Genomic DNA, 26,973 nt, shown 5'->3' on the forward strand with positions numbered 1-26,973 from the left:
TGGATTAAAAATGAACAACTGGTATTTTAATTTCTAGCATTTCACTTTTTTGTTAAGAAAGATGTGACTAATGCATAGCACTCCAGCATCGAATAGGGAGAATGAGATAATTACTCTAATTTCCTATTGGTTGAGAATCTGATGACTGAGCTATATGATGCTATTGGCGGTGTTTACGAGCAGTTTAAAACTGTAGCCACATTGCCGATCGCCGAAAAATTTACACTATTTAAGATTCTTGGTAATTTTCAAGGGAAAACCATTCTAGACTTAGCCTGCGGTACCGGCTTTTATAGCAGATTGTTGAAAGAACAAGGATCTGCAAAAGTTGTTGGTGTAGACATATCAGAGGAAATGGTAAACGTTGCACGCCAGCAAGAGATGAAAAATCCACTTGGAAATGAATATCAAGTGTTAGACATTGCCAAACTTCACAAGCTTGGCAGTTTTGATTTAATTACTGCCGTTTATCTTCTTAATTATGCAGAAAACAAAGAGCATCTACTACAGATGCTTTGTAATATCCGCAGGAATCTAGCGTCAAACGGGCGTTTTGTTGCCATGACGATTAATCCGAATTTCTCTCGGAATAAATCAAATTCGACAAAGTATGGACTTACCGTACTCAAACAAGAACCTCTGTCAGAAGGCTTTTCTTCTGAAGCTGAATTTCACACAAACCCACCATTTACTATTAAATACTTTAAGTGGAGTCAATCTATTTATGAATGGGCTGTAACAGAAGCCGGGTTTAAGAAGTTTTCATGGCATCCTATAGAAATTCCAAAGCAAGCAATAGAACAGTACACAGAAGATTACTGGCAAGATTTTTTAGACAATTGCTTAATCATAGGTCTAAGTTGTGAGAATTAACCTGATTTTTCATGGGAACTTCTCATCCTAGTACTTTGTCACATCAACTTTAAAGAAAATCAAGATTTAGGAGTGGTCAAAGCCATGCGAAAGCCAGTCATCAAGCTGGATTTATCTCCTTTTCCTGCACCCTCTTGACAAATGTGCAATTACCTTAACCTTTCACGAAGGCAATAGGGAGTGAGTATCAACCTTCATGCGTAGGCGTAGCCCGCCGCAGGCATCGCACTCGATTACGATCGACATTCCCAGTACATTCAAAATCGTCTTCAATGTGTCGCTCAACGATATGCTAGCGAGAATCGAGTCGGGTAGTACTTATGGTGCAAGCCATTCGGTTTAGCTACCTTGCTAACAGAACAATCTAGAATCATATTCGAGTGTTTATGGTGCTAGTAGCAGCAGTATTTCTTTTCATTGCGCTAGTTATCGGACAGCGCAATTCTAATCTCTTTCTAGAAAGAGAAATATATCTTTATAAATGGTTTAAATTAGCGATTATGAACCTTAAAGACATATCCCCAAATTTCCCCCGTCGTCAAGTTCTCAAAACTGCTCTCACTTTTGTGACTGGCTTAACCACGACATCACTGTTATCTTTTGTGATTACCAAATCCACAAAGCCAGCACAAGCAATTGTTGTGCAACGACCAAATGAATTTGAACTTGAGGGTAAAGATACTCACATTAAGTATTCAATTCTCAATGGAGTTCCACAACTTGATTACAGAAACCAAAACATTTCTGAGCATTTTAGTGGCGATCAAATTCAGACATTAGCTACTGATATCGGTACACTACTGACAATAATTATTAGCAGACCACCAAACCCTGATTTGGGAGGAAATATAGTTAAACTGAGCTTACTCTTACCAAGTATCAACCTACCGATTGGGACTCGAGAAACTCCTGTTCAAACTGAAGCCATTTTAACTACTGAAAGAACATCAGGAATTATTCGTACTCCACTGTTTGGACAATTACAGTCATATCAAACTATAGTACTCACCGGAACCGCGAGATACCGCTAGATACGGTCTAATTTCTGAAATTAATTCTTTGGGAAAACAAATTATCAATTATCCCTTGACTAAGATTTCCTATTTGTGAAAAATCCAAGAACAGATCCTAAGTCTGTTATCTATCTAAATAATGCTTCTTTTTAACACTGCTCTGGTGCAAATCCAGAGCATATTTATCTTGTACGCACCAAATTGATGCTACACAACAGTTGTAGTTCAAATTTTAGCAGCGATCGCTCTCTCTCTTCTTCGTGCCCTACCCTGCGGGAAGCCACTTCGTGTCTATGCGTGCTTTGCGGTTCGATACTCATGCCCTGTCATATCTAAAGTGAAAAATAGAGCGTAGGCGTAGCCCATCGTAGACATCGCATATCCATTTTGAGTATAAAACTCAAAACTTGAACTTCAAAGGCTCAAATAGCGATACCTAACGGCAGCCACTGTTTTTTAATATTTATATACAAATGGTATTTTTACCTCAAACAGAGAAGATTTACCATGAGACAAAGCTAGAATAAAAATAAACTTTACAAGCTGTTTATGCAATGGGCTAATTTTCTAGTCGAAGAAGCTGCTACGAATGGCTTATCTCTAGAGCAGACGGCAGCTTTTGCAAAATATTTTCAGACAGAAGACTTATGTAAAAGTAAAGCTAAACTTGCCAGAGAATTAAACGTTGATATTGCTGCTTTCACAAAGTGGGTGGGTGAGGTATATGACAAGTTTGCTCAGAATAATCCTGAGTTAGCTACTTTCAACAATCGAAACAAACTAGAAAAGTTACAAACTTATCTGAGCGTAAAATATAATAGCGAATTGGATATCCTCAAACCATTGGCGGCGATGAAATTATTAAAATCGCTAGTGGTTCGGGAACGACTGCAACAAGAAGCTTGGGTTGCCAGAAGAATTTGTAAGTTTTTGGGATATTTACCTTTAGCGTTAAAGTTAGTGGGACGATATTTGGATAAGATGCCAAATTTGTCTCTGGAAACACTGCTGAAGCAGCTAGAGAAGAAACGAGTGGAACATGAACTAGTAGTCAATGCTAACTCATTGATGCCTGATGAATACGGTGTAGCTGAAGTTTTTGAATTGAGTTGGGAACAGTTGGATGAAAATGCCCAAAGCTTTGGCTGTTTGCTAAGTTTGTGTGCTTTAGCTGATATTCCTCTATCTGTTGAGACAGTAGAAGATGACAAAAAACAAGAACTCAACGAGAAAGCCATAGCCGATTTACTAGAGTTGCATTTGCTACAACAGAAAAGTAAAGGAATTTATCGTCTAAATCCACAGATTCGGCAACTTTTCCGAATGAAGTTGGATAAGTCAAGTGAAGCGGATGAAGCAAAAACTAAATTTGCAGCCATGATGTTAGAGATAGCAAAGCTAATTCCGCAACAGCTCAACCCTGAAGACATTCCCAACCTCACTCCACATATCCTGCACATTACAGAAGTTGCAACCCACCTATCCGAATATCTGGGCGATGAAAATCTAATCACTCTGTTTACCAAATTAGCCTGGTTTTATCAAAGTCAAGGACTTTATCAGCAAGCAGAATCTTGGTTGCAACGGTGTGTAGAACTAACTCAAAATCGTCTTAGTTTAGAACATAGCGATGTCGCCACTAGTCTGAACAATTTAGGATTATTTTACGAATCTACAGGACGCTACAGCGAAGCCGAACCCTTGCTTGAGCAAACTTTAGCACTGAGAAAGCGCCTGCTAGGAGAAGAACATAGCGATGTTGCCACTAGCCTCAGCTATTTAGGATTAATTTACGAATCCACAGGACGCTATAGCGAAGCCGAACCTTTGTATCAGCAAGCTTTAGAACTGTGGAAACGCCTAGTGGGAGAAGAACATCCCCATGTTGCCACGAGTCTGAACAATTTAGGAGCATTGTACTGTTATACAAGACGCTACAGCGAAGCCGAACCCTTGCTCAAGCAAGCATTAAAATTGAGAAAACGCCTGCTGGGAGATAACCATCCCGATGTTGCTACCAGCCTGAACAATTTAGCACAACTTTACGAATCTACAGGAAGTTACAAGCAAGCCGAACCTTTGTATCAACAAGCTTTAGAACTCAGTAAACGCCTGCTGGGAAATAACCATCCCGATGTCGCCATTAGCCTAAACAATCTAGCAGCACTTTACCGTTATACAAGACGCTACAGAAAAGCCAAACCCTTATTTGAGAAAGCTTTGAGAATTTGCGAACGGACTTTAGGAATAAGTCATCCGACAACTATGACGGTTCGGGCAAATTATGCCAGCTTTTTAAGAGAAGCATATCACTAGCGATCGCTGCGCGTAATTCGTAATTCGTTAAAAAAATATCCCCCTCTCCACTAGCGAAGAAGGGGTTAGGATTTACTTACATCCTAAAGATTTGCGAGTCTCCACACCAGTTTTAGAATTCACACCACTTGCCTTAACACAAAGCTTTTTCACTTGTATTCCATCTAAAATTGCATTTGTAAAATCAGTACCTGTGATATCTACGCCATCAAAAGTAGAACGCAACATCATTGCATCAGTCAACACAGCATCACTTAAATCAGCATCCTTAAACCTTGTTAGATAGGCTATGCCTTCACTAAAATCAGCACCATGCAGATTTACTCCCTCCAATACGCTACTGTTGAATACGCCACCACGTAAGTCAGCATTGCTAAAATTAGCATTCTCTAATTTGAGATTGGTAAACTCAGTACCAATTAAGCTTTGACCAGAGTAATCCTTGCCCTTAAGTTCATCATTACCCACAGAACGGGTAATACTGGAAGAACTTGCAGCTTGTGCCGATAGGGGAAACAAAAAAAGAACCATAGCTAAGACAAAGCTAGCTAACAGTCGCCAATATGTCATAATCTCTTCTTAATAAATCTCAACACTTCCACCATTAACTATTAAACCTTACAGAAGGGGACAAGGGAGAAGAAGGAGTGAGGAGCAGAGGAGCAGGGGAGCAAGGGAGAAGTTGCAGTAAGTTTTTCCCTTCAGCCCCTTTGCCTTGTGTGCCCCATGCCCTATGCCCCATAACCAATTCAATACATAAAGACTGTAAAACTAGAAAGCATCTCGTAGGATGATAGATGTTGAGGTGCGATCGCAATAATTACCTGTGGCTAATCAAGAAGACAACGCCCAATCTCTGGCGCGAACCCATTTATATCAACTGGGTGTAGAACTCAAAGCACGCCTTACCAGCTTTGGCGGCTGGGAAATGCCCGTGCAATTTAGTGGAATTAGCCGCGAACACGAGGCTGTAAGAAATACAGCCGGAATGTTCGATATTTCCCACATGGGCAAATTTACTCTCCAAGGTAAAAACCTGATTTCCCAACTCCAGCCACTAGTGCCTTCTGACTTGAGTCGTTTGCAACCCGGCCAAGCACAATACACCGTATTGTTAAATCCCCAAGCCGGAATTATTGACGACATCATTGTTTATTATCAAGGTGAAAACACCACTGGTACACAAAAGGCATTCATCATAGTTAATGCGGCAACCTCTAGTAAAGACAAAGCATGGCTATTGCAACACCTTGACCTAGATAAGTTGCAATTCCAAGACATTTCACCAGATAAAGTCTTAATTGCCGTGCAAGGGCCAAAAGCGATTAAATATCTCCAGCCATTAGTGCAAGAAGACTTACAACCAATTAAAGCCTTCGGACATTTAGAAGCAACCCTACTAGGTCAACCTGCCTTTTTGGCCCGCACGGGTTACACCGGAGAAGATGGCTTTGAGGTGATGGTAGACCCGAATGTGGGAGTAGAATTGTGGCAAACTCTCCATAAAAGTGGTGTTATCCCCTGTGGACTGGGTGCGAGAGACACTCTGCGCTTAGAAGCAGCAATGGCACTTTACGGACAAGATATCGATGACATCATCACACCCTTAGAAGCAGGTTTGGGGTGGCTAGTTCATTTAGATACTAAAGGCGATTTTATTGGTCGGGAAGTTTTAGCACAACAAAAAGCCACTGGAGTGCAGCGCCGATTAGTAGGTTTGCAAACCCAAGGACGCAACATAGCCCGTCATGGTTATCAAGTGTTATCCGCAGGTAAAGTTGTGGGAGAAATTACTAGTGGCACCCTGTCACCTACACTTGGTTATCCCATTGCCTTAGCTTACATTTCCACCCAGCTAGCAACTGTCGGTCAGCAGCTAGAAGTCGAAATTCGCGGCAAAGCTTATCCAGCAGTTGTAGTTAAACGTCCCTTTTATCGGTCAAAAAATCGTGTTACCAACTGATAAGCGCCGAGGTTTTTGAGGAATAATGTGTTGTGAGTTATTCAACTACATAAGGTTCATTACCAGATATAACTTGGATGACTGTTAGGGAAATAATTTTTTTGATAAGGGAGAGGAAGTGATATGTCTTTTGAATATCCTCAAGATTTCAGATACCTGGATTCTCATGAATACGTGCGAATCGATGGTGAAATTGCCACCATTGGCATTACTGAGTTTGCCGTACATGAATTGGGTGATATCGTCTTTTTGGAACTGCCAGAAATTGGCGATGCTCTTACCAGGGGAGAAAACTTTGGCACAATTGAATCAGTGAAAGCCGTTGAAGAACTGAATTCACCAGTAACAGGCACTGTTATAGAACGCAACGAAGCTTTAATTAATTCTCCCGAAGAAGTGTCAGAAGACCCCTATGGGGAAGGGTGGTTTTTGAAAGTGCGCGTCAATGACCCTGGCGAAGTTGAGGATGCCTTGACAGCAGATGAGTATCGCGCCCAAGTAGAAGGGGAGTAGGAAAGAGGCAAAGGGGCAGAGAGGAAAGACTTGCAGCAAATTTCCTTCTCCTCCCCGGCCTTTTTCTATTCCACTGGAAAATAAGTCATGAAATTTAGATAAACTGAAAAGTTACACCTACTTATCATCAGTATTTATTGCAAAATATGAAATAGTACCATCTGGAGAGTAATTTGTGGTATTAAACGCCCCTATTCTCAAGTCTAATGAGCAGCAAGTGCTGGACGAAAAAAGTCAAAAGTTAAGTAGTTTTGTGCCAAGACACATTGGTCCTAACTCCGATGACATCCAGCAAATGCTTAAGGTTTTAGGGTTTCCCAGCCTAGATGCCCTAATTGACCAAACAGTTCCACAGGCAATTCGGCTGAAGCAACCGCTAAAGTTACCAGAAGCAGAAAGTGAGTACGCAGCACTGGCATCGTTAAAAAAAGTTGCTGCCAAAAATCAGGTTTTCCGTTCATACATTGGTATGGGCTATTACGACAGTATTACCCCACCTGTGATTGGGCGTAATATCCTAGAAAACCCCGGTTGGTATACTGCCTACACTCCTTATCAGCCAGAAATTGCCCAAGGGCGACTAGAAGCGCTGCTGAATTTCCAAACCCTGATTATTGACCTCACAGGTTTAGAAATTGCTAATGCTTCGTTACTTGATGAAGCCACAGCCGCAGCTGAAGCGATGAGCCTAAGCTATGGTGTTTGTAAAAATCAGGCAAATGCCTATTTTGTCTCTAGTGACTGTCATCCCCAAACCATTGACGTGTTGCAAACACGCGCTCAACCATTAGGGATTAAGATTATTGTCGGCGATCATCAAACATTTGATTTCGATCGACCAATTTTTGGGGCTGTTCTGCAATACCCTGCAAGTGATGGCACTATTTACGACTACCGCGCTTTTATAGAAAAAGCCCATGCTAAGGGTGCATTGGTGACGGTAGCAGCAGATCCTTTAAGTTTAACTTTGCTGACCCCTCCTGGGGAATTTGGCGCTGATATTGCTGTAGGAAGCACTCAGCGATTCGGTATTCCTTTGGGGTTTGGGGGGCCTCATGCGGCATACTTTGCTACGAAGGAAGAGTATAAACGGCTGGTTCCGGGGCGAATTGTGGGTGTATCAAAAGATGCCCAAGGGAAGCCTGCATTACGTCTCGCCTTGCAAACCCGCGAACAGCATATCCGCCGCGAAAAAGCGACTAGTAATATTTGTACTGCACAGGTGCTACTGGCGGTAATGGCGAGTATGTACGCCGTATATCATGGGCCCACTGGACTGAAGCAAATTGCTGAAAATATCCATTCTTTGACGGTATTACTGGCAGAAGGACTGAAGCGTTTGGGTTACAGCATCAGTTCCAAAGATTTCTTTGATACGCTGCGAGTAGAATTGGGAAGACGCAATTTAAAAGATATTCTGGCAGTTAGCAAACAACTTCAAATTAACCTACGGGTTTTTGATGCCACTGCTGTTGGTATTTCGCTAGATGAAACAACTACGCCAGAAGATTTAATCGACCTCTGGCAGATTTTCGCTGGTACAGATGATTTACCCTTCACTTTAGAAGACTTAACTTCTTCCTCATCCTCTTATCTTCCTCTCTCCCGTACAAGTACATATCTCACCCACACAGTTTTTAACCGTTATCACTCCGAAACTGAGTTGTTGCGCTATCTGCACAGGCTAGAAAGCAAGGACTTGTCGCTAACGACATCGATGATTCCTTTGGGTTCTTGCACAATGAAGTTGAATGCGACAGCTGAGATGATTCCGGTAAGTTGGGAGGAATTTGGCAAGATTCATCCATTTGCCCCGGCGTCGCAAACACAAGGTTATCAAATCCTGTTTGAGCAATTTGAGGCATGGTTAGCTGAAATTACTGGGTTTGTGGGAATTTCTCTACAACCAAATGCTGGTTCTCAGGGCGAATATGCTGGACTTTTAGTAATTCGTCAATATCATAAAAATCGGGGTGAAGCACACCGTAACGTCTGTTTGATTCCCACCTCGGCACATGGGACAAACCCAGCGAGTGCGGTGATGTGCGGGATGAAGGTAGTGGCTGTTGCCTGTGACTCACAAGGTAATATTGACGTTGATGACTTGAAGAGTAAGGCAGAAAAACACAGCAATGAACTCGCCGCCTTAATGGTGACATATCCCTCAACTCACGGTGTTTTTGAGGAGCCAATTCAGGAAATCTGCGCTGTTGTTCACAGTCACGGCGGACAAGTTTACATGGATGGGGCAAATATGAACGCCCAAGTAGGAATTTGCCGTCCTGGAGATATTGGCGCGGATGTCTGCCATTTAAATTTGCACAAAACCTTCTGTATTCCTCATGGTGGCGGTGGCCCTGGTATGGGGCCCATTGGCGTTGCATCTCATCTTGTACCTTTTCTGCCCGGACATCCTGTAGTAGGGACTGGGGACTGGGGACTAGGGACTAGGGAAGAAGAAATTCCCAATCCCCATTACCCCTTATCCCCAGAGGGGGCCCCACCTTCCCCAATCCCCAGTACCCAACATATTGGTGCTGTGGCAGCTGCACCTTGGGGTAGTGCGAGTATCTTGGTGATTTCTTGGATGTACATTGCCATGATGGGTGCAGGGGGTTTAACCCATGCAACTAAGGTGGCAATTCTCAACGCTAACTACATCGCCAAGAAACTGGAATCGTACTATCCGGTTTTGTATCAAGGGAAAAATGGTCTAGTTGCCCATGAATGTATTTTAGATTTGCGATCGCTCAAAAAATCGGCTGCGATCGAAATCGATGATGTAGCCAAGCGTCTCATAGATTACGGTTTCCATGCGCCGACTGTCTCCTGGCCTGTTGGGGGTACAATCATGGTGGAACCTACAGAAAGTGAATCTAAACAAGAGTTGGATCGTTTCTGTGATGCGTTGATTTCTATTCGCCAAGAAATTGCCGAAATAGAATTAGGCAAGGTGGATGCCCAAGATAATGTTTTGAAGAACGCACCCCACACCGCCGAAAATCTGATCGCTGGAGAATGGCAGCATCCCTATTCTCGCGAACAAGCTGCCTACCCTGCACCTTGGACTCGTGAGTATAAATTCTGGCCTGCTGTTGGTCGCATTGACTCAGCTTTTGGGGATAGGAATTTTGTTTGTTCTTGTCTGCCAATGGATGCTTATTAAATTGAAGTGAAGAGTTAGGAGTTAGAAATTAAACTCCTAACTCCTGCCTTCGATAAACACTGATGATTTACCTGTTTCTATCTCAGGACTTACGCACAGGTCACGGAAAATCAAACCACAGAGAACGCAGAGAACACAGAGGAATAAGAGTTAGAGAGGTTTTTTGCGTAAGTCCTATATCTGTAATTGTCTGGTTATGATACCTGGGAATTAAACGATTAGGCTTGTTGTATTTCTGGACGACCATCTTCAACCACAAATGAAGCCCGGTTACTAAGCGTGCCATTCGGGGTTGTGACGTTTGATAAAACTAGATAATCTGTCTTGCAGGTTGTGGGAGTCAGCGCACAGCGAACGTACCCCCGTTGACCGTTGAAGAATTTAATGTGTGGATTATCGGGTAAATAAGCTTCAACATTTGGGCTGGTATCTGCCCCATCTCCACCGGAGGTTATTGAGGTACAGACAAATTCACTCCCGACCGTAGCAGATTTTGGGTTATTAAAGTCAGCCTTTAAATTCATTGCCCAGTTGGAATGGATATCGCCTGATAAGACTACAGGATTAGATGGTTTGCGCTGTTCTAAGAAACGCATGAGGCGATCGCGGGAAGCCACATAACCATCCCACTTATCCATGCTGTAGGTTCCGCCTTTTCCTGGTTTTGTATCTATCTGAGCAACTACAACTTGCTGGGCCAAAACGTTCCACTTAGCCTGTGAGCTATCTAAACCATCATATAGCCAATTTTCCTGACGCTTGCCGGTAATCGTTGCATTCGGATCTAAATTTTCTGGGCAACGTTCTTTAGTGCCATCACCACATGGTTGATCGGTGCGATATTGGCGGGTATCTAGGACATGGAAGGTGGCTAAGTTACCAAAGGAAAGCCGACGGTAAAGTTGCATATCGGGGCCAACGGGACGCGAGAAGGGGCGCAGTGGCATGTGTTCGTAGTAAGCCTGATAGGCAGCAGCCCGTCGTTGGAGGAAGATTGCCCGATTTTGATCTGGTTCAGTATCGACTTCCGAGATGTCGTTGGCGTAGTTGTTTTCTACCTCGTGGTCATCCCAGGTGACAATCCAGGGAAAGGCTGCATGAGCTGCTTGCAGATTAGTATCGGTTTTATAGAGGGCGTGACGGTTGCGGTAATCTTCCAAGGTGAGAATTTCGGCACTGTTGTGCTTTCTGGGGCGATTGTTTGATATTCCTCCTTCATAGATGTAGTCTCCAACATGCACTACCAAGCTGAGGTCATCCTGGGCAATATATTTGTAAGCAGTATAGTATCCCTGCTCATAGTGCTGACAGGAGACAAGGGCAAAGTTTAATTTATTTAAGTAGCCACCTGCTAGAGGAGCTGTACGAGTGCGACCAATGGGGCTAGCGTCTTGGCCGACAAGAAAGCGATACCAGTACCAAGTATCAGGTTGCAGTCCTTCTACCACAACTCGAACAGAGTGAGCTAGTTGTGGAGTTGCAAGTACCGTACCTCTAGAGACAATACGCCTCATATCGGGATCGGTTGCTACTTCCCAGCGAATTGGCACATTAGCAGGTGGCATTCCACCTCCATTTAAGGGTTCAGGAGCGAGACGAGTCCAAATCACTACGCTGGTAGGATAGGGATCGCCCGATGCTACACCCAAAGAGAAAGGATAATTGGAAAATCTGCTTGTGGCGAGCGCTCTTTGAGGAGAAAATTGGTTAGCGATCGCTAAACCAGACAATGCTCCTGCCCCCATAATTAAGTTGCGTCGTTTCATTCGACTGTGCAGGAACTGCTCAAAATTCCGGTAATTTACCATTTTCTACTCCTGACTAACAGGTAAGTTAAAGTACAGCAACAGCTAACACAAAGAAGGCAGGGTAATTTTAGGAAAACTTGGTAACTAATTCCCTTAGCAAAATCAGATTTTAATTTCCACTTTTTTCTTCTGCTATCAATGTGTTAGATATTGTTTTCCTACATCAAAGCCTACTAACAATAGATTAATCCTGGGCAAAGAAAGCGTTAATATCAACTTAACCAAGGTTAGACTTTAACCTTTTTCATTGATGCCACCTTTTTCTTCATCGCCCAGCCAAGACTACAAGTAAAAAGAACACCAACTAAAGGTGTAGGTTCAGGTACTTTTTTATAAGAAACTGTACCTGATATAAGTTCTGCATCTGGAGAATTTTTAGAGTAAATTGTAAAATCCTCACCAATAATTTCATAACTGATAGAACTGGAAGTATTAGCTTTATCATTAAACTGATAATCTAACGCAAAATATTTTTTTCCTGTTAAGGATGTACTTGTAAAGATAAGAGGAAAATCTGGGTAGTTGGCATCATCTTGTTGCATATAAACGGTAGAGTCACCATCAAATTTAAAAGAAAGTGACTTAATGGCAGCTTCGGGATTATAGTCATTGCTGAAAGTTGAGTCATCAAAGCTAAAGAAGCCATTTCCCTTAGTTACTGGACTATCAACTGTGAAAGCGTAATTAAGAATTGCGGCAGATGCAGCTTTTGCATCTACGGTAGCAAAACTTAAAGTAAGAGTAGCAGCAGCAACCAATAATTCTGTAACCAATTTCATCTCAGTTTTCCTCACCATAAACTTCTGAAAGCAATGCACTACAAGCTACAAAAATAGCTTTTGTCTAACTTACTTATTTGACAAATGGATATTCATAACTGCTGATAACAGTTATGAAATCAATGATTTTCTCTTTTTGACTAAAAGAAACAACTGTCCAATTGCTTTGAGACACTCAATTTTAGAATTATGAGTTTAAGCTAACTTTAATCAAAGGTAAAAATAAAATTTAATTTAAGTTTGACAATGAAAAAGTTCGCCGATAACCACAGGGCAAACGTAAATTATCATTATGAGTGGGAAAGCTATAGAGGAAACCGTCGCTTGTCTGTCAAATAAAGGGGCAACGTGATTTTGTCAAATCGGGGTTAAATTATCAATTACATCACTAAATTATCAATAAAATAGGTTTTTTTGTTGCGATGCCTATGGCGGGCTACGCCTACGTGTAGCGTACCGGAGGTAATCGCATCCCCACATTTTTAGTTTTAACACTTAGCCTTAACTAAATTGTATTGCCTGTAATTCTTCCTTTACAGATAAAGGCTGATACCCTAATGCAAAAGCTTTGGAACTATCCAAAGAAACATCTGTTGGTCTAGGTGCTGCCATTTTCACATCTTGTTGTCGGCAGGATTTGAGCTTGGTGACGGGAAGTTGAAATACTTCTACTAATATGTGTCCAAAATCATAACGAGAAATCCGCTCTTTGCCACCTAAGTGAATGATGCCATTTACTTTTTCTAATGCTAATAAAAGTCCTCTGGCGGCAGATATTCCACTTACTGGTGTACGAAATTCATCTATAAATAAACTTAGTTCTTTTTCGGCTTGTAAAGTTTGAATAAATGACTGAATAAAGCTTTTCGCCGTGGGTGTTGCTGCACCAAACATCAACGGCATTCGACATACTGCGGTCATGGGATATCTTTCTAGCATATCTGCTTCTGCGATCGCTTTTTGCTCACCGTAAAGATTGACAGGACACACGGCATCTGTTTCTCGATATGGAGCATTTAAACCATCAAAAACTAAGTCGGTTGAGGTAAAAGCACAAGGAATTGAATTATCCGCGCAAAGTCCGGCAATATTGCAAGATGCTACAACATTAATTGCGTGCGATTCTTCAGGGTGGGTTTGACAAAAATTTGGTTGCGAATGTGCAGCAGTATGAATAACTGCTTCTGGCTTGACATCGTTAAAGATACGTTTCAATTCCTGAAAGTTTGTTAGGTTCGCTTTTAAAATTTTCATATCAGGAATCTCTAAAGGATGGGATAAATAAGTGCCATAAATATCCCATTCTTGTTTGGCAAGCTGACAAAGATGCCATCCTAAAAAGCCACTTGCTCCGGTGATTAACAATTTTTTCATGTTTAATCGGAAACCGCTCAAGAAAAAATCCTTGCTACAGCAGGCTTATATTTTACACTAAGTAGTGGTAATAAAATACTATTGCAGTAATTCCTGAAACTGCTTTTCATTACGCACTTTGCTAAAGTCGGGGTCAGTTTTTGCTAACTTCTTGTATTTATCAGGAACAAGCTTGATTGCTTTGTCTAGGTTCTCAATTGCTAATTCCAGATTGCTTTGTAAAGCATAAGAGCAAGCTTTGTTGTAATATGCTTGGTGCAAATCTGACTTGATGGCGATCGCTTTATCATAAGATACAATACCATCTTGGTAGCGGTGCAGCTTTGTCAGAGCAATGCCTCGGTTAATTAAGGCTTCATATTTGTCGGGTTTGATGGCGATCGCTCTATTATAAGATACAAGAGCATCTTGGTAGCGTTGCAACGATGTTAGGGCGATGCCACGATTATACCAAGCTTCATATTTATCGGGTTTGATAGCGATCGCTCTATCATAAGATGCAAGAGCGTCTTTGTAGCGTTGCAACGATGTTAAGGCGATGCCACGGTTAATCCAAGCTTCAGGACTCTCAACTTTGATGGCGATCGCTTTATCGTAAGCTTTTATGGCATCTTCATAATTTTGTCTATCTAATAAATTATTACCTTGATGAAAAAAATCTTCTGCTTTTTGTGTAGCCTTCGCTTCTATGAAAAGTTGGGTTACATTGTTTTCTTGGACAACCTGTGTAGTATTTTCTGCTGATGAGTTTGCCCCATCACTACAGCCAAATGCCAAGAAAGCTATCAAGCCAGATGCGACGAAGCAGTGCCGAAAAACCATGCTGTACCTACAAAAATTATTAGATGATGTTAAAATTTGTTAGTTTTTTGAGTATTATCAAAATACACTAGTTTTTACCCATTAATTTATTTCTATTTCTTTTCAGAAAGAGCCTTGTTGACGATGCATAAAACTTTATTAAAATCAAGCGTAAATAATAATATCATAGTAAATACACATAAAGCAATCGCTTAGAACCTACTTTACTCAAAAAACAATTATTTGTGTTGCTATACTATGTTGCGTAGCTGTAACCCGTCGTAAACATCGCATTCGTGTAGTAATTCACGGTTATGAAAAGCTTCTTTAATCCGCTAATACCGACGGTATAAATCAACCAGAATCGCAGGGGTGAGGACAAAAGTAATATCAAAATAGCTAATTTTTCTAACCTTTATCTCTATTAATGAGTTTTATTTTTTCTTTAAAATAAAACTTAAAGTCAACTATACATTATTGATAAATCATAGAAATAATTTATATTAAATATATGGCAATTCATAGTTTTGATATTACTTAAAATTTTAGTAAGAGAAAACATTGTTCATAAAAATTGCTAGCGAATTGCTAATGCCATGAGAGAATTTTTGGCATTAAATTTGTATATTTTGTATTCATTATTTTCTATTAAGGATCTAAAACTATGTCTATTTTCTCCGCTGATGGTCGGACAAAAGTTAGCAACACGACAACTTTTCCGTTTAGTGCTATAGGAAAGATGAGAATACATTGGAAAGGACCAGATGGGGTTATTGATACTGCTGATGATATTATCGTCAACGGTTCTGGTGCTATGATTGACCCCTACCATTTTTTAACAGCAGGACACTCTGTGTATGACACGAGATATGGAGGTTGGGCAGATAAAATTGAGGTGATGCTTGGTTCTAAAGGAAATATTATTGCTGGTACAAACCGGGCTGATTACGAGTATTATGCTGAAGCCAAATCTGTTTATACACGTTCTTTTGAAGGATGGACTCAAGGAGATCAGACTAAAAGCGAAACTTTTCAATACGATATAGGATTGGTTACTCTTGACCGCAATATTGGAAACTTCACTGGCTGGTTTAACTATGGATATGACGATAATCTCAGCAGTGGAACTTTAATGAATGTCACTGGATACCCTTCTGATAAGTTTGATTCCAACAGCGATGGAAAATCGGACAACTATGATATGTGGACTCAGAGTGGAAAAATTACAAGTACAACTGACTTGAGCTTGCGTAGTAATGAGCTAGATATTCTACCTGGAAATAGTGGAGGCCCTCTCTGGCTTGATAATTCCAATACAAATGAACCGACTATTTATGGAGTAGCTTCAAATGAGACAACCACCAATAACACTCCGCTTTACAACGAGTTTGCCCGAATTACAAGCACTCGATATAACGAGATTCAAAGCTGGATCGACGAAGACACTACCGCCCGCAAACCCATTGACAAAGCTGATTTAGTAGATTCTGACGTGTGGTTTAACACCACTCTTGGAAGTTTTAGTAATAACACTATCAAATATGGGGAAGATTTCAGCATCACAGTCTATCCTCGCAACAATGGTACAGCCGCAACAGGCAATTTCTCGGTTTCTTTTTACGCTTCTACTGATGCCAATATCACTAATAGTATTGGTTCTCATTACTTAATTGGTAATACAACTATTTCTTCGATTAATCCATTCAATTCAGGAACAGCGACTTGGAGTGGTGCGTTTCCTAATATCCCAATTGGAAATTACTATGTTATTTCATTTCTAGATCCAACTAATTCCATCCAAGAGTTTGATGAGAGTCTAACTAGCAACCAAAAGGTATTTAGAACTTTACTCACTGTTACCAATAGTACGCCCAGTTCGGCACCTCTGAACGTTTCATCAACCGTTAGCTCTCCTTTATCAGCCAATGAAGAAAATCTCACTTTAACAGGTACAGATAATATTAATGAGATTGGTAATTCTCTTAATAATGTTATTACTAGTAATAACGAGCTAAATGGTGGAAATAGTAATGACATCCTTATAGGAGGAAGTAGTAACGATACTTTAGTTGGAGGTTTAGGTAACGATACCCTAACGGGAGGAACTGGATCTGATATTTTTATTATTAATACCCCTTCTGAGGGTATTGATAACATTACAGATTTTTCGTCCTTAGATGACACAATTTATGTTTCTAAAATAGGGTTTGGAGGTGGACTTAGTGAGGGTATACTTCAAGCCACGCAATTTTTTATCGGTTCAGTAGCACAAGATAGCAGCGATCGCTTTATCTACAATAAGAATACAGGGGGTTTCTTCTTTGATGCTGATGGTACAGGCTCATCTGGTCAAATCCAAGTTGCTCAACTAGCAATAGGTCTAGCCATGACTAATACAGATATTTTCGTGATTGCCTAAATAATCCAAAACTTATACCAGTTCTCTATAAAGTTGCACATTATTTTAACCTCTGGCAACCTCCTTGCGAGTTCGGGGAAGTTGCCAGAGGTTCTTTCCATGTATCTTTATACAGAATTGGTATTACGCATTGAAAACCTGAAAATAGATTCTCTGTAACCCTTACAAACATGGCTTTTAAGGGGTTGGGATGATACTTATGCGTAAGTCCTAAATCTATCTGTGCAACGCTTAATTAATGCCAAACACTGATTCGACAGTTGACTTAATCGAATCCCGCGCATCTTTCAAAGTTTGGCTAATGGGATGTTTCGCCTGCAAAAATGCCCGCGCACAATTGCGTCCCGGCATTCCCGAAATTGAACCACCTGGATGAGTACCTGCACCAGTCAAAAATAGATTATCAATTGGTGTTTTGTAATTGGCTATTTCTGGCAAGGGACGGAAAAATATCATCTGATCTAGGGTCATGTCAACATGGTAATAATTACCTTTGTACGCACCTAATCTTTCTCCTAGTTCGGCTGGACTTTCTACCCGACGGGCGATAGTTGCATCTTTGACATTAGGTGCATAGTCTGCTAATTTATCAATCACCTTATCTGCAACTTTGTTTTTCAATTCATCCGTCCAACCAGTACCTTTTAAACCAGTACCTTCTGCACCAGCAATTTGATAAGGGGCAAAATACTCAATCCATACAGTGTGCTTACCTGGTGGCGCTAATGTGGGATCTAAATAACTAGGCATCACCACATACATTGATGGGTCAGCATCAGGAATCTGTCCCAAGGTACATTTACTATGAGCCTGTTCTACATGAGCCACAGAATCAGCAATCAAGATAGAACCGACGAGATATTCATCTTTGTGATCGTGGTGTGGAAAGCGCAGTGGTTCGTCTAAAGCCAAATCTATTTTGAGGATGGTTTCGTTGTTGTTTACGATGCGGCGTTCTAATCTTTCCCATAAATCTGGGTCGGCTGCATTAACATCGCTTTTATCTGTCATTTGTAAGAACAACCGCTTGGCATCAATATTAGAAATAACCCCATGTTTAGCGCGATATTCTTTTCCACCAGCAACCCGCACGCCTACAGCTTTTCCATCATCAATTAAAACTTTTTCAACATGCTGGTCTGTGAGAATAACCCCACCTTTACTTGTAACTAAATTCACCAAAGCTTGCACAAGTGCGCCTGTTCCGCCGCGAGGTCTGGCCATCCCCGGATTATGACGCATTGCCATCATAATTGCACCAATGGCAAGGGTTTTTTGTGATGGCGGCGCACCAAGTTCTGATGCTAGTCTGGCTAGTGGCGCTTTTAGAAATTCTTCATCAAACCACTCGTTAAGTAAATCCTCAGCGCTGGTCAACATCGTGCGAATGAAGTCCAGCGTTTTGTTAGGGGAACCAATAACTGAAACTAAATCTTTCAGTTTGGTGATATCGTAGTTACCAAGGATGTCTATAACTGATTTTGGCGGTGCGTTAAACATGGGAATCATTGCACCTAGCGATCGCTGCCAAAAGTGTACAAATTCTGCGTATTTTTTGGCATCACGTTCATTGTAACGAGCGATTTCTGCACAAGTCTTTTCTACCGACTTATGCCCTAAGAAATACTTGCCATCAGCATGAGGACAGAAAACAACCGGATCGCACTCCAGATAATGCAAACCGTATTTTTCTAGTTCTAATTCTTCAACTACTGGCCCTAAGTGAATAAATTCATGGTCAATCGCGCACAAATTGAATTTAAATCCAGGAGCTTCTTGGGGTAAGCATTCTTCAGTTGTTGCTGCGCCACCTGGAACAGAACGCTTTTCTAGTAACAAAACGCTATAACCAGCTTTTAGTAAATAAGCTGCACAAACTAGCCCATTGTGCCCAGCACCGATTAGCACAACATCATACTCTTGCATAGTTGTCATTTTGAAATTAAGTAGCTTTTAAAAGCTTATAAAACTTTTTAAAAATCTACATCATTCCCTAGTTACAAAAATTATCCTTAACTAGTGTCAATACTACTAAAGAGATAGTTCAGTTATTGATGATGGTATTTGCTTCACTTGAGTTTCTACCAGAAGTATTAAACTACCCTTTTCTACTTTTATATCTTTAATCTTGAACGCCATCTCTTCCCATTTAAAAGATGGTATATTCATCAATTCTTTGGCTTTCTGCATTAATGCTGTAACTACTTCTATTGAAATCCCGTCTCCCTCAGTGCAGTTAAAACTCTCCAGCATCGCGGGTTGTGAATGAGTCCGTGGGCGAAACACCGCAGTGTAAGCTAAAGGACGAGTATTTTCCATTTCCTTTAACAGCACTCTTCCCCTACATTCAATTTTGCCTTCACCAGGTAAAAATATTTGAATTTTTTGCGGCTCAAAACTCACAATCTCGCCATCTACATCCAAATCAAAGTTTTGCATCTGGCTGCTAACAAAGTCTGATGCCAAAGTGCGGTTCATATCCACTTCTGTGAGTACAATCCGAGCAATGGCATTTACAGCCTCATTGAGTTCTATTTGACCAAAAAGAGCGCTAAAAGGATTGATGGCAATACTATCTGTTTGCAGTTTTATTTCCTGTACGCGAATGTCTTCTTTAATCACTAATCCTTGACCAGCAACCGAAACTCCATCCGCCTGTCCCTGAAATATTTTCAACAGATCGGTTTTGACATCTATTTCTATTTGTTCTACTTCATCTAGCTGATTGGATATTTGTTTTTCAGCTTCTTGGGATAGAAATTGTTCTTCTAACCGATTATCGTCACGCATGAATTGTTAATCTTCTAAATGTCCTCTTACTATTTACTGTAAAGGCTAGATACTAACAAGCGGATCTATATTACGATATATGCAAATTGGAGGATTAACTAATTAAGTAGAAAGTATTGTTTGTCTTTTGAGTTTTGCCTTTTTAGTAACAAACATTTTTACACCACCACTAGGGACAATCGTAATCCCGCGACGGACTGGATGCACAGGACGTTTATCAGCAAGGCTTAATTCAAAATGCGATAATATTATGGCTGTTACTAATTTTAGTTCATACATAGAAAATGCGGCACCAATGCAACCGCGATAACCGCCACCGAAGGGTAAATATTCGTAAGGTGAAAATTTTTGGTTGAGAAATCTTTCTGGCTGAAACTGCTCTGGTTTTGGGTAAGTGTCCGTTCGGCGATGTGCTAAATAAATACAAGGAACTAAAACTGTTTCTGATGTAAAATTATGCCCCATAATTTCCACTTTATCTTTTACCATTCGCGGTGTGCAAATTAAAGCAATAGGATGAATTCGCAGTGTTTCTTGACAGACGGCGGTGAGATAAGGTAATTGTGTAATTGCTTCTGGATTTGTGAAATCATCCAAAGTGTTTAGTTCTTGCATTAGCCGATGTTTCACCTCTGGGTGAGAGTGAATTAAATAAAATATCCAGGCTAATACGCCAGATGTAGTTTCATAACCCAATAGCAATAATGAAACTAATTGATCGCGTAATTCCTCATTTGTCATCTGTTGTCCATTTTCGTCACGCGCTGACATCAGCATACTGAGAATATCTGTACGCGCAGCATCATTTTGGTAACGTCTTTCAGAAATTTCTGCATAGATGAGTTTGTCAATTTGTTCTCGTCTTTTTAAGAAAATTCCCCAAGGACTCCAAGCGCCTAAATCTTGTTGCAGCAAAGGAAAGAAAAACAAGCTGGAATACCAAGGTTTAGTTATGTCTTCTAATAAAGAACTCAATTGTTCTTTTAATTGTTGGTAACGCACACCATGAGTAATCCCAAATACCACTTGTAAGATAATTTCTAAAGTGATATTTGACATTAATTTGTGTATACAAATATCTGTACCTGATGTCCAAGTTTGTGTAAGCTCTTCAGTAATTTGGCAAATTGCTTGTCCATAAGACTTTAAATTCTCGCCATGAAATGCTGGGAGTAATAGTTGCCGTTGTTGTTGGTGCGATCGCGCTTCTTGAAATACAATAGAATTCTCTCCAAACAAGGGTTTAAATATATGGGTTGCTTTCTTAAAATCTAACTTGTGTGCAGAGATGGCAAAACAATCGCTAATTGCTTGGGGATGGCTAAAAAATACTATCGGTGGCGACTTTAAACCCATTACCCGCATTGTAAAAATGCCACCATACTTGGCAGCATAATTCTCTAAAGTTTTTGTGGGTTTAGCAATTAATTGCAGAGTTTGCAGCAACGCTGGTGTGCTTAGACTATTAAGTGTTTTCATTGTTTATTCCATACCTTTTAATTTAATAAGCTGCAAATAATCCAATACGCTTGAGGTCAACCTTGATTCTCCTTAACTTCTTTTTTAAAGAGGGAATTATTGCAAGCTTCTTTAAAAGTTTGGCAGGATATTTGGGATTTAATGTACCACTAAGTTGACCATTCTGGCAAATCATTACTATTAATTTTACAAGGATAATAATGTTTTTTCTGATTTGTAGAGGTATTTATAGAAAAACTTACTTAAGTATATTGGCATACCCCACTAAAATTAGTCTTTTGATGATATTAAATTTTCTTGTATTGGTGTATACAATCAGCTTTGAAATCCATTCTTTTTACAGTTGTAGTATATTAAAATCCCCCATAAATCTCCTTAAAAGAGGACTATGGGGGATTATTTAAAAGCATTGAAAATCTATCTAAATATATAGATTGAAGTTGAAAATTTGCTGAACGCAACCATCAAACCCCTCAGCATCAAACAGTGGTTGTCTGTAGAATGGGGGACTTCACCTGACGTTGACTCGTGACAACCATCTCAATCGGACGATCTGGGCCTGTCACCAAACCACGGCGCTTAGGTCGCACTTCACCTTTATTAACTAGTTCTAATTCCTTACTAGAAAGAATTTGAGCAAGTGCTAGCTTCATTTCCAACTGGGCAAATGCTAGCCCAATACAACGCCTAGCACCACCGCCAAAGGGCAAATATTCATAAGCAGAAAATTGCCGTTCTAAAAAGCGTTCTGGCTTAAACTGCTTAGGTTCTGGATAAATATCTTCCCGTTGATGGGTCAGATAAATAGAACCAAGTAGGACTGTACCGGGTTCTAGTTCGTAACCGCCTAGCGATATTGGTGTTCTTACCTTTCTGGCAAAAGTTAGTATACCTACTGGGTAAATCCGCAATGTCTCAGAACAAACAGCGTTAAGATAAGGTAATTTAAAAACGGTGCTGGGGTCTGGATTATCGCCCAAGTTATCTAATTCTTGCAGTAGCTTTTGGCGCACTGATGGTATTTTATGAATCCAGTAGAATGCCCATGCTAAGGCTGTTGCTGTGGTTTCGTGACCGCCGACTAACAGAGTCATCAATTCATCGCGCAACTCTTCATCAGTCATGGGTTGACCTGCTTCATCTCTAGCAGCCATGAGTAAGCTGAGAATATCTGTGCGTGATGAATCTGGGTGTTCTCGACGTTCCCGAATTTCCTCGTAGATGAGTTGGTCAGCTTCCTGCTGACGGCGCATCTGGTTTCCCCAGAAGTTAATCGGGCCAAAATCCCTTTGCAAAGCTGGAAAATAAAGCAAAGCCACATTTAACCGAGAACTGGCCTTTTCTAAAAGATCGCTCAAAAAATTCTGTAGTTTTTCGGCGCGAGGCCCTTCATGTAGCCCAAATACAGCTTGCATAATCACCCGCAGGGTAATAGCTTGGGTTGCAGACCGAATATTGAAGGGTTTGCCTATGTGATACTGACTGATAACTTTTTGGGTAACATCCGTAATTACCTGGCTATAGTTTCGCATTCTTTCGCCGTGAAAGGGAGGCATTAACAACTGGCGTTGGCGCCGGTGTTCTGCGCCACTGATAGTAATCACAGAATGTTTACCCAGCAAAGATTCAAAGATTTGATTCATGTCACCAGGTGCTTCTAATTCCTTGGTATCATTTGTCAAAATTTGCTGTAGTGCTTGGGGATTGCTGATAATCACCAAAGGAGGAAGATTTTTGTCTAATCTGATAGTAAAAATTTCGCCATAGCTTTTAGCACAAGCCTCCATAAATGACATCGGATTTCTAATCCAGCGCACCATCTGTACAAGGGGTGGGATTTGCGGCCCATTTGGTAATTTCATAAATTTTTTTGCTACTTAATATTTTTCTACTACTTAAACTAACTGAAATTTTGGTTGCATAACCATTTAAAGTACTTATTCTAACGTTGTAAAAAAGCAATAAACTGTTACAACCTCAAGGATGTAAAATTTTTGTTAAATTCAACGAGCATCTACAGTTTCACCTCATCGTCAAAAGGTACTCAGCATGACTGCAATCTCCCCAAAGCCATCTTCAGCACTTCCCGATTTTTTTGAAGGTATTCAATATTTTGGTGAAGCGTTACCAGATTTTGAAACTTATGGTGCAACTCCTGCTATTGAGTCGGGCAAAATAGCGATCGCATCTCCTACAGACAAAGCAGCTGTATATCAAACTTTACTGGCTGCCGATGCTTTACGCTACCTGATTTTACAAGTTACCGCTAGTAAGGCTTCTGGCCATCCCGGCGGATTCGCCAGCCAAGCAGAAGCTTACGCATCTCTTGTCATGCTGGGATACAAGAACATTATTACCGAAGTCGGACACCACGCCCCCGGATTTTATAGTGCCATGTTCTTGGATCGTTCGCTAGAGGACATGGGAATTTTTACAGTCCAACAATTGCGCGATCGCTTCCGAGAAAAGCACGGATTATTAGGACATCTTTCTGGTTTCATTCCCGGTATTCTCGCACCTGCGGGGCCTTTGGGACAAGGGCAACACTTTGCAATGGCGGCTGCACTGTTACACAAAGATAAATTGTTCCCCTTTACAGTTGGGGATGGTGGATTGGGTGAGCCTTATATTGTAAGTGCGATCGCTCATTTCCATACTGCTTATCCTGCTGTCACCAACTTTTTACCGATATTGGTGTGGAACGGTTACAGCCAAGAACATCACAGTATGGTTTCTTTAAAAACCAACGAACAGATGCAAGCATATTGGCAAGGTAACGGTTTTGATGAAGTTGTGTTAGTGGATGCTAAGGATTTCGACGCTCAAAACCAGTCAGGGGATTACGTTGATAGTACTGCTTTTTCTTTTGAAAAGCGCCTAGAATTTACTCAAGCAGTACTTTCGGGTGTGGATAAAGCAGCGCGATCGGCCCTTGGTGGTAAACTTACTGTCTTCATCATTAAACAACTCAAAGGTGCAGGAGTCCACGCGCGGGGTGCAAAATCTCACAACCTCTATCCTAAAGATACGTTGGATGCGCCGCATATTATTAGTGCATTGCAAACCCGTGCTTTGTCTGCGGAAGCTTGGCAATTAGTTAGAACAAATGCAGAACGTGCCGGTGGTGGCCCAGCAGCAAAAACTGTGGTGACAGAATTTGAATTCCCATTACCAGAATTAGGCGAATTACCTTTAGAAGAATATGCAGTCGGTGGCGAACCCAAAGTTTCCACAACCGCAATGGGACGATTAGTAGGAATCGTAGGAAATAAAGATCGGGATTTCCTTGTCACCAACGCCGATGGTAATGAAGCATCTGGAATTGCTAACATTAACCAAGCATTAAAGATTATCCACCCCACAACTGACGATTTATATTACCAAGCACCAAATGGACAAGTTTATGAACCATTGAGTGAAGATGCTTGTGCCGGTTTAGCTGCGGGTTTGGCATTAATGGGTGCGAGAACTTTGTGGTGTTCCTACGAATCTTTTGCCATTAACGGATTACCAATTTGGCAAACTGTGACTCAAGCAATGGCAGAATTGCGCCGTCCCACACCCTCGACTGTTACTTTATTCACAGCAGGTGCATTAGAGCAAGGACGCAACGGTTGGACTCACCAACGTCCAGAAATTGAAGCTTATTTTGCTTCGTTGATGCGAAATGGAAATGTTTTCCCATTATTTCCCCCCGATGCTAATAGTATCCAAGTCTGTTATGACTGGGCATTGAAAAGTAAGAATAAGGGAATTGTGATTACTGCAAGTAAAACGCCGTTGCAAATTCGCACAACTTTAGAACAAACTCGTCAAGGGTTGCGCGATGGTGCAGTACTATTACATGAAGTTGCTGGTGATAAACAAGTTGTATTTGCTGTAATTGGCGATATGACATTAATGCCAGTATTTGAAGCTGCGGCTTTCTTGGAAACTGAAGGTATTGGTGCGAAGATAGTTTCTGTGATCAATCCTCGGCAATTATACCGTAGTGATGATACTGCGTGGGATACCTGTTCCCAAGCCGAAGGCGGTTTCTTGGATGATGCGAAATTTGCCGAATTATTTGATGGTGATGCGCTAATTGCTGTCACTGGTGGTGCTGCGGCGATGCTAGAACCGATTCTGTTGCGGAGTACAGCCAAGCGCGACACCTTCGCTTGGAAGCGTGGAGAGACTACAGCTAGTGCTGGTGAGTTGATGGCGTTTAATGGATTGACTGCTGAAGCGTTGACGAAACGTGCGATCGCGTTAGTGCATTAAAGTTAGAATAGTTTCTCTTTTATCGCAAATATACGTATATAAACCTTGTCTATGTTGAGAACCGTAGTTTTTACCCTCACCCTAAATCCCTCTCCCAAGTAGGGAGAGGGACTTCTTTCCGGCTCCCCTTCTGGCAATATTGGGAGAAGGGGCTGGGGGATGAGGGTTTTTCTGTTCGTACAGAACTACAGTTTTTAATGTGGACGCGGTTTAAATGTTGAAAAATTGCGTTCAATGCGTATATTTGCGTTTTTTATTTAAAAGAATTTAAAGGTATATTAATCACTCCATTCTTGACCAAATTTATCACGCGCGATCGCGTCACCTCACTCAACTTTAAAAGTGGTCTATAATAGGGTCATCCCAACAATTATCCTCAATTTAGAACTTAATTATGCTTATAAAATTTGAAGAAATATATAGAGATATTGATACTTTACCAGAAGAAGCTCAAATATTACTACTAGATTTTATTCAGTTACTCAAAAAGCGTTATCCTCAAGCAGAATCAGAAAATTATAGTCAAGAAAAAAGTCTCTATGAAAAGTTTGACGAAATTGGATTAATTGGTTGTTGTTCTGTTGACGAAAATTTATCAACAACCTATAAAGAAGTTTTATCTAATACGTTGACAACTAAATATGATCATAGTTGATACAGGATTTTGGTTAGCTCTTATTGATAAAAAAGATACATACCACGAAAGAGCAAAACAAGCTTTAAAAAAATATAATGAACCTTTAATTACAACATGGTGCGTTGTCACAGAAACCTGTTATCTTTTGCTAACTCGCAAGGGAATTGACGCTGAAATTACTTTTATAAATAGTCTGCAACAAGAATTATTTACAATTTTTAATTTAGAACTTCACCATACTTCCCGAATTATTGAATTAATGAAAAAATATGCTGATCTTCCAATGGATTTGGCTGATGCTTCCCTAGTAATTTTAGCAGAACATTTAGGGCATGGACGCATTTTTTCAGTAGATAAACGTGACTTTAACACCTATCGTTGGAAGCAAAGTTATCCTTTTGAAAATCTCCTCTTTTGAGCTAATTAGAAACAGCGTAGCCTACCCCTGAGATTTATTACCCGAACTAGCCGGACTGTAAGCGCTCGTAATTATACTCTGTGAACTATTTATTTGATACTGATACCTGTTCTACGTTTATAAAAGTATTTATTTTTAAACGGTATAACAACACAGCTTTTTACTGTGGCATAATTACGGGAATAATTTGGTTTTAGCCAGCACTTCAATCGTTAGGCACTCAAGAGGATAAATTTAGAAAGTGCATAGACGTAGCCTATTGTAGACATCGTACTATTCACATTAATTTATCACGCGCGATCGCGCAATTTTTTTCTACCAATAGGACGTACTTGTACGAGGCAATGCTGGCGAGTTGATG

General features: G+C 40.7%; 20 protein-coding genes. 11 read left to right on the top strand and 9 right to left on the bottom strand.

What is annotated here, in order from left to right; translation table 11 throughout:
* Positions 1-141 precede the first annotated feature (141 nt).
* The 4 genes from V7K41_RS03870 to V7K41_RS03885 all read left to right on the top strand — a co-directional run bounded on the left by V7K41_RS03870 (position 142) and on the right by V7K41_RS03885 (position 4,202).
* A complete protein-coding gene (locus V7K41_RS03870) occupies positions 142-873 on the top strand; it encodes a class I SAM-dependent methyltransferase (protein ID WP_334845807.1) in 732 nt (243 codons plus the stop codon).
* Positions 874-1,069: 196 nt separating this feature from the next.
* On the top strand, positions 1,070-1,216 hold the full coding sequence (locus V7K41_RS03875) for a hypothetical protein (RefSeq protein WP_334845808.1): 147 nt from the start codon (positions 1,070-1,072) through the stop codon (positions 1,214-1,216).
* A gap of 43 nt (positions 1,217-1,259) precedes the next feature.
* Positions 1,260-1,904 carry a hypothetical protein gene (locus tag V7K41_RS03880; RefSeq protein WP_334845809.1) on the top strand — a complete coding sequence of 215 codons (645 nt, stop codon included), beginning with the start codon at positions 1,260-1,262 and terminating at the stop codon, positions 1,902-1,904.
* 531 nt (positions 1,905-2,435) lie between these two features.
* Complete coding sequence (locus tag V7K41_RS03885; RefSeq protein WP_334845810.1) at positions 2,436-4,202, top strand: tetratricopeptide repeat protein; 1,767 nt, start codon at positions 2,436-2,438, stop codon at positions 4,200-4,202.
* A gap of 72 nt (positions 4,203-4,274) precedes the next feature.
* Here V7K41_RS03885 and V7K41_RS03890 read toward each other — a convergent pair whose 3' ends face one another.
* The gene (locus V7K41_RS03890; protein ID WP_334845811.1) at positions 4,275-4,772 is read right to left on the bottom strand and encodes a pentapeptide repeat-containing protein; all 498 of its coding nucleotides are present in this window, start codon (positions 4,770-4,772) and stop codon (positions 4,275-4,277) included.
* A gap of 256 nt (positions 4,773-5,028) precedes the next feature.
* Between V7K41_RS03890 and gcvT the strand changes: the two genes are divergently transcribed.
* The 3 genes from gcvT to gcvP all read left to right on the top strand — a co-directional run bounded on the left by gcvT (position 5,029) and on the right by gcvP (position 9,844).
* Positions 5,029-6,165 carry a glycine cleavage system aminomethyltransferase GcvT gene (gcvT, locus tag V7K41_RS03895; protein ID WP_334845812.1) on the top strand — a complete coding sequence of 379 codons (1,137 nt, stop codon included), beginning with the start codon at positions 5,029-5,031 and terminating at the stop codon, positions 6,163-6,165.
* A gap of 123 nt (positions 6,166-6,288) precedes the next feature.
* Positions 6,289-6,678: a glycine cleavage system protein GcvH gene (gcvH, locus tag V7K41_RS03900; protein WP_069072677.1), complete on the top strand. Its 390-nt coding sequence runs from the start codon at positions 6,289-6,291 to the stop codon at positions 6,676-6,678.
* A gap of 175 nt (positions 6,679-6,853) precedes the next feature.
* Positions 6,854-9,844, top strand: coding sequence for an aminomethyl-transferring glycine dehydrogenase (gcvP, locus tag V7K41_RS03905; protein WP_334845813.1), 2,991 nt, complete (start codon positions 6,854-6,856; stop codon positions 9,842-9,844).
* Between the two features lie 218 nt (positions 9,845-10,062).
* On the opposite strand, the gene V7K41_RS03910 is transcribed toward gcvP, so the two are convergent.
* From V7K41_RS03910 to V7K41_RS03925, 4 genes are all read right to left on the bottom strand, one after another.
* Positions 10,063-11,652 (bottom strand): alkaline phosphatase D family protein, encoded by a 1,590-nt coding sequence (locus tag V7K41_RS03910; protein ID WP_334845814.1) that lies wholly within the window; start codon positions 11,650-11,652, stop codon positions 10,063-10,065.
* Between the two features lie 227 nt (positions 11,653-11,879).
* Positions 11,880-12,431 (bottom strand): PEP-CTERM sorting domain-containing protein, encoded by a 552-nt coding sequence (locus V7K41_RS03915; protein WP_334845815.1) that lies wholly within the window; start codon positions 12,429-12,431, stop codon positions 11,880-11,882.
* A gap of 501 nt (positions 12,432-12,932) precedes the next feature.
* Positions 12,933-13,805 (bottom strand): SDR family oxidoreductase, encoded by an 873-nt coding sequence (locus V7K41_RS03920; protein ID WP_334845816.1) that lies wholly within the window; start codon positions 13,803-13,805, stop codon positions 12,933-12,935.
* A 78-nt stretch (positions 13,806-13,883) separates the two neighbouring features.
* Entirely contained in the window at positions 13,884-14,627 is a 744-nt protein-coding gene (locus V7K41_RS03925) for a tetratricopeptide repeat protein (RefSeq protein WP_334845817.1), read from the bottom strand.
* A 643-nt stretch (positions 14,628-15,270) separates the two neighbouring features.
* Here V7K41_RS03925 and V7K41_RS03930 point away from each other — a divergent pair.
* Positions 15,271-17,025 carry a trypsin-like serine protease gene (locus V7K41_RS03930; protein WP_334845818.1) on the top strand — a complete coding sequence of 585 codons (1,755 nt, stop codon included), beginning with the start codon at positions 15,271-15,273 and terminating at the stop codon, positions 17,023-17,025.
* 231 nt (positions 17,026-17,256) lie between these two features.
* Here V7K41_RS03930 and crtO read toward each other — a convergent pair whose 3' ends face one another.
* From crtO to V7K41_RS03950, 4 genes are all read right to left on the bottom strand, one after another.
* Positions 17,257-18,951 carry a beta-carotene ketolase CrtO gene (crtO, locus tag V7K41_RS03935; protein ID WP_334845966.1) on the bottom strand — a complete coding sequence of 565 codons (1,695 nt, stop codon included), beginning with the start codon at positions 18,949-18,951 and terminating at the stop codon, positions 17,257-17,259.
* A 105-nt stretch (positions 18,952-19,056) separates the two neighbouring features.
* Positions 19,057-19,815 carry an LmeA family phospholipid-binding protein gene (locus V7K41_RS03940; protein ID WP_334845819.1) on the bottom strand — a complete coding sequence of 253 codons (759 nt, stop codon included), beginning with the start codon at positions 19,813-19,815 and terminating at the stop codon, positions 19,057-19,059.
* 102 nt (positions 19,816-19,917) lie between these two features.
* Entirely contained in the window at positions 19,918-21,294 is a 1,377-nt protein-coding gene (locus V7K41_RS03945) for a cytochrome P450 (protein WP_334845820.1), read from the bottom strand.
* A gap of 479 nt (positions 21,295-21,773) precedes the next feature.
* Complete coding sequence (locus V7K41_RS03950) at positions 21,774-23,156, bottom strand: cytochrome P450 (RefSeq protein WP_334845821.1); 1,383 nt, start codon at positions 23,154-23,156, stop codon at positions 21,774-21,776.
* 187 nt (positions 23,157-23,343) lie between these two features.
* On the opposite strand from V7K41_RS03950, the gene V7K41_RS03955 reads away from it, so the two are divergent.
* From V7K41_RS03955 to V7K41_RS03965, 3 genes are all read left to right on the top strand, one after another.
* Positions 23,344-25,557 carry a phosphoketolase gene (locus V7K41_RS03955; protein WP_334845822.1) on the top strand — a complete coding sequence of 738 codons (2,214 nt, stop codon included), beginning with the start codon at positions 23,344-23,346 and terminating at the stop codon, positions 25,555-25,557.
* Positions 25,558-25,951: 394 nt separating this feature from the next.
* Entirely contained in the window at positions 25,952-26,212 is a 261-nt protein-coding gene (locus V7K41_RS03960) for a DUF2281 domain-containing protein (protein ID WP_334845823.1), read from the top strand.
* Positions 26,199-26,612, top strand: coding sequence for a type II toxin-antitoxin system VapC family toxin (locus tag V7K41_RS03965; protein ID WP_334845824.1), 414 nt, complete (start codon positions 26,199-26,201; stop codon positions 26,610-26,612). Before V7K41_RS03960 ends, V7K41_RS03965 begins: the two co-directional genes overlap by 14 nt.
* Positions 26,613-26,973: the final 361 nt, after the last annotated feature.

It is taken from the genome of Nostoc sp. (assembly GCF_036917415.1).
In the GTDB taxonomy this organism is placed as follows: domain Bacteria; phylum Cyanobacteriota; class Cyanobacteriia; order Cyanobacteriales; family Nostocaceae; genus Nostoc.

Bases quoted from the DNA above. Each gene is read 5' to 3' on its own strand.
- V7K41_RS03885 (WP_334845810.1), top strand. From the start codon at position 2,436: ATGCAATGGGCTAATTTTCTAGTCGAAGAAGCTGCTACGAATGGCTTA.
- V7K41_RS03915 (WP_334845815.1), bottom strand. From the start codon at position 12,431: ATGAAATTGGTTACAGAATTATTGGTTGCTGCTGCTACTCTTACTTTA.
- V7K41_RS03945 (WP_334845820.1), bottom strand. From the start codon at position 21,294: ATGAAAACACTTAATAGTCTAAGCACACCAGCGTTGCTGCAAACTCTG.
- V7K41_RS03965 (WP_334845824.1), top strand. From the start codon at position 26,199: ATGATCATAGTTGATACAGGATTTTGGTTAGCTCTTATTGATAAAAAA.
- gcvH (WP_069072677.1), top strand. From the start codon at position 6,289: ATGTCTTTTGAATATCCTCAAGATTTCAGATACCTGGATTCTCATGAA.
- V7K41_RS03950 (WP_334845821.1), bottom strand. From the start codon at position 23,156: ATGAAATTACCAAATGGGCCGCAAATCCCACCCCTTGTACAGATGGTG.
- V7K41_RS03875 (WP_334845808.1), top strand. From the start codon at position 1,070: ATGCGTAGGCGTAGCCCGCCGCAGGCATCGCACTCGATTACGATCGAC.
- V7K41_RS03955 (WP_334845822.1), top strand. From the start codon at position 23,344: ATGACTGCAATCTCCCCAAAGCCATCTTCAGCACTTCCCGATTTTTTT.
- crtO (WP_334845966.1), bottom strand. From the start codon at position 18,951: ATGCAAGAGTATGATGTTGTGCTAATCGGTGCTGGGCACAATGGGCTA.
- V7K41_RS03930 (WP_334845818.1), top strand. From the start codon at position 15,271: ATGTCTATTTTCTCCGCTGATGGTCGGACAAAAGTTAGCAACACGACA.
- V7K41_RS03940 (WP_334845819.1), bottom strand. From the start codon at position 19,815: ATGCGTGACGATAATCGGTTAGAAGAACAATTTCTATCCCAAGAAGCT.
- V7K41_RS03910 (WP_334845814.1), bottom strand. From the start codon at position 11,652: ATGGTAAATTACCGGAATTTTGAGCAGTTCCTGCACAGTCGAATGAAA.
- V7K41_RS03880 (WP_334845809.1), top strand. From the start codon at position 1,260: ATGGTGCTAGTAGCAGCAGTATTTCTTTTCATTGCGCTAGTTATCGGA.
- V7K41_RS03870 (WP_334845807.1), top strand. From the start codon at position 142: ATGACTGAGCTATATGATGCTATTGGCGGTGTTTACGAGCAGTTTAAA.
- V7K41_RS03960 (WP_334845823.1), top strand. From the start codon at position 25,952: ATGCTTATAAAATTTGAAGAAATATATAGAGATATTGATACTTTACCA.
- V7K41_RS03890 (WP_334845811.1), bottom strand. From the start codon at position 4,772: ATGACATATTGGCGACTGTTAGCTAGCTTTGTCTTAGCTATGGTTCTT.
- V7K41_RS03920 (WP_334845816.1), bottom strand. From the start codon at position 13,805: ATGAAAAAATTGTTAATCACCGGAGCAAGTGGCTTTTTAGGATGGCAT.
- V7K41_RS03925 (WP_334845817.1), bottom strand. From the start codon at position 14,627: ATGGTTTTTCGGCACTGCTTCGTCGCATCTGGCTTGATAGCTTTCTTG.